Consider the following 3,384-nt stretch of genomic DNA (forward strand, 5'->3'; position numbering starts at 1 on the left):
GGCCTCGACGTGCTGGACGGAGGCCCCGGCGACAACGTCGTGATCCAGTCGTTGCTCGCGCACGCGAACCTTCACGCGGGCACGCTGGTCTGAGCCGGCGGTCGCGACTGCCTGAAGCGCGGCGAGACGGCGGAAAAGTCGCTCCTTCCGCGCGACGGCGCTCCCATTTGCGCGGGCTTTGACCTCCATGCGAGTCCTGATATCCTTCAACACGGCGTCGATCGACGAGCGATGCGGTCAATCATTGAACAAGAGCGGCTTGAAGGATGCGGATGAGAAGCGTGACGCTCTTGGCTCTCGGCCTCATGTTGATCGGCGTCGAGTCGCAGGACAGCGCGAGCGGGCAGACTTCGGTCGCGCCGCCGGTTTCGCTGGTTCCTCAAACTGCCTCGCCGCCGCGCGCGAACACCAAGAATTCCAGGATTCCGCCGGCGGCCTCCGGCAGAGGGGCGTCACCATCCGTCGTCGGTCAGCCGGCACCGAATTCGGCGGCCGATTACGATGGCTTCAGCGCCGCGGACGACACTGACACCCCAAGTCAGGTGACACCGCCTGCGAGATCCCGCGCCACAAGGGACTCCAGCTCCTATCCAGATGCAGGCAGCCTCGACCAGGAGGACGAGGCGTTGAAACGCAAACTGACGATCTGCCGAAATTGCAAATAGCGAGGCGAAATCCGGAGAGCAACTCCCGCAGATGCGGTTATCCCGGATACGCAGCGCTCGATCCGAGCTATGGCAGTCCGCTGCATAGCTGACTGTCGCCTGCCCACGCTTTACCCACCCGGCATTTCCTGATCCTCTCTCCCCAATCGGCCGGACCAACCGGCCAAGCCTTGAGGAGAGAGACGCCATGAAGCTCGGCACCGCCATTGCGGAAATCATGAGGCGCGAGGGAATCGAGATCCTCTGCGGCTATCCGGTCAACCATCTGATCGAGCATGCGGCCAAGGCCGAGATCCGGCCCGTGATGGTGCGACAGGAGCGCGTCGGCATCCACATGGCGGATGCGATTTCGCGGGTGACGTCGGGTCGCAGCATCGGCGCGTTCTGCATGCAGCATGGACCTGGCGCCGAGAATGCGATGGGCGGCGTTGCGCAGTGCTTTGGCGAATCCGTGCCGGTGCTGGTGCTGCCGATGGGCTATCAGCGCAGGCTTGCGCATATCGAGCCGAACTTCAATTCCAGCGAGGCGATGAAGCCGTTCGCGAAATCGTCGGAGCCGATCATCCTCGCCGCGGAAGTCGCCAACATCTTCCGCCGCGCCTTCACCAAGCTGAAGAACGGCCGCGGTGGTCCCGTGATCGTCGAAATCCCCTCCGACATGTGGAACGAGGAGGTGCCGGAGCCGCTCGACTACACACCGGTGCTGCGGACCCGCTACGGCGCCGACCCGGTTCACGTGAAGGAAGCAGCCAGCCTGCTCGTGAACGCAAAACGACCTGTGATCTATGCCGGCCAGGGCGTGCATTACGCGCAGGCCTGGCCGCAACTGAAGCGGCTCGCGGAGCGGCTGGCGATCCCCGTCACCACCAGCCTCGGCGGCAAATCGTCGTTCCCGGAAACGCATGCGCTCTCGCTCGGCTCGGGCGGCCTTGCAGTACCGCGCGCGGTGCCGAAGTTTCTGAGCGAAGCCGACGTCATCTTCGGCATCGGCTGCTCCTTCACTGAAACAAACTTCGGCATCGCGATGCCGAAGGGCAAGACCATCATCCACTCCACGCTCGATCCCAATCATCTCAACAAGGACGTGGAGGCCAAGATCGGCCTGGTCGGCGACGCCGGCCTCGTGCTCGACGCGCTGCTGGAGGAGATCGCCAAGACCGTCACCGCGGATCGCGATGCCTCCGCCGTCGCGGCCGAGATCGCGGCCTCGCACAAGGAGTGGCTGGTGAAATGGATGCCAAAACTCACCAGCAACGATGCGCCGCTCAGCCCCTATCGCGTGCTCTGGGATTTGCAGCACACTGTCGACATCGAGAACACCATCATCACGCATGATGCCGGCAGCCCGCGCGACCAGCTCTCGCCGTTCTGGAAATCGGTCGAGCCCCTCACCTATCTCGGCTGGGGCAAGACGACGCAGCTCGGCTACGGCCTCGGCCTTGCGATGGGCGCCAAGCTGGCAAAGCCCGACAAGCTCTGCATCAACGTCTGGGGCGATGCGGCGATTGGCTTCACCGGCATGGATTTCGAGACCGCCGTGCGCGAGCGCATCCCGATCATGTCGATCCTGCTCAACAATTTCTCGATGGCGATCGAACTGAAGGTTATGCCGGTCTCGACCGAAAAATATCGCTCGACCGACATTTCCGGCGACTATGCCGCAATGGCGCGCGCCTTCGGCGGCTATGGCGAGCGGGTGTTGAAGCCGGAGGACATCATCCCCGCGATCAGGCGCGGCATCCAGAAGACGAAAGAAGGCGTCCCGGTGCTGCTCGAGTTCATCACCAGCAAGGAGACCGAGGTGTCGCGGCCGGGGACCTGAGACGGGCCGGGCCTCAGCGACACGGTCGCGGACGGCTGGCTCCGGCCGCAGAAGATGTGATAATCCGGCCCGGTGCCGCGCCTGTCGCGGCATCAAGCCGGATCAGGAATGACGACCCCTTCCAACAAAATCGAGGAACTCCAGCGCCGATTGCAGTCGGCTGCAGCCGAGACTGCGCAGCTGCGCAGCGAGCTGGCGATCGCGCGGGATCGCCAGAGCGCCAGCGCCGAGATCCTGCGCAATATCGCGGCATCACCCTCCGATGCCCGGCCGGTCTTCGCGGCGATTGCATCCAGTTCCAAGCGCCTGCTCGACGGCTTCTCCGCCACCGTGCTTCAATTCACCGGCGACGAGCTGCACCTCGTGGCGTTCACGCCGACCAGCCCGGAGGCGGATGAAGGGCTCGAGGCCTCGTTCCCGCGCAAGATCTCGGACTTCCCGACCTTTGCCCTGGTGCGTGACGGGGAGACCATCCAGTTTCCGGACAGCGAAGCCGATGACGTCCCACAGCTGAACCGCGAGCTGGCGCGGCTGCGCGGCTTCCGCAGCGTGCTGTTCATGCCGCTGATGAACCGGGGCACGCCGGTCGGCATGATCAGCGTCACGCGCGCCGTAACAGGCGCGTTCGCGCCCGACCTCGTGCAGCTGCTCCAGACCTTTGCCGACCAGGCCGTGATCGCGATCGAGAATGCACGCCTGTTCAACGAGACGCGCGAAGCGCTCGAGCGCCAGACCGCCACCGCCGATATCCTGAAGGTGATGGCAGCCTCGCCCTCGGACGTGCAGCCGGTGTTCGACGCCATCGCCGCCAATGCCAACCGGCTGATCGGCGGCTTTTCCACGGCGGTGCTGCGCTATGTCGACGGCGCCGCGCACCTTGCCGCGTTCACGCCGACC

Annotated in this window: 3 protein-coding genes; all 3 read left to right on the forward strand. The window is 64.7% G+C overall.

Going from position 1 to position 3,384, the window contains the following annotated elements:
* The first annotated feature begins 272 nt into the window (after positions 1–272).
* Positions 273–665 carry a hypothetical protein gene (locus MOV75_RS31725; protein ID WP_246931391.1) on the forward strand — a complete coding sequence of 131 codons (393 nt, stop codon included), beginning with the start codon at positions 273–275 and terminating at the stop codon, positions 663–665.
* A 187-nt stretch (positions 666–852) separates the two neighbouring features.
* Positions 853–2,487: a thiamine pyrophosphate-requiring protein gene (locus MOV75_RS31730; RefSeq protein WP_246931390.1), complete on the forward strand. Its 1,635-nt coding sequence runs from the start codon at positions 853–855 to the stop codon at positions 2,485–2,487.
* A 108-nt stretch (positions 2,488–2,595) separates the two neighbouring features.
* Positions 2,596–3,384: GAF domain-containing protein (locus MOV75_RS31735; RefSeq protein ID WP_247007290.1), on the forward strand; the 789-nt coding region annotated here is incomplete at its 3' end.

This window comes from Bradyrhizobium sp. PRIMUS42, from assembly GCF_023006515.1.
Lineage (GTDB): Bacteria > Pseudomonadota > Alphaproteobacteria > Rhizobiales > Xanthobacteraceae > Bradyrhizobium.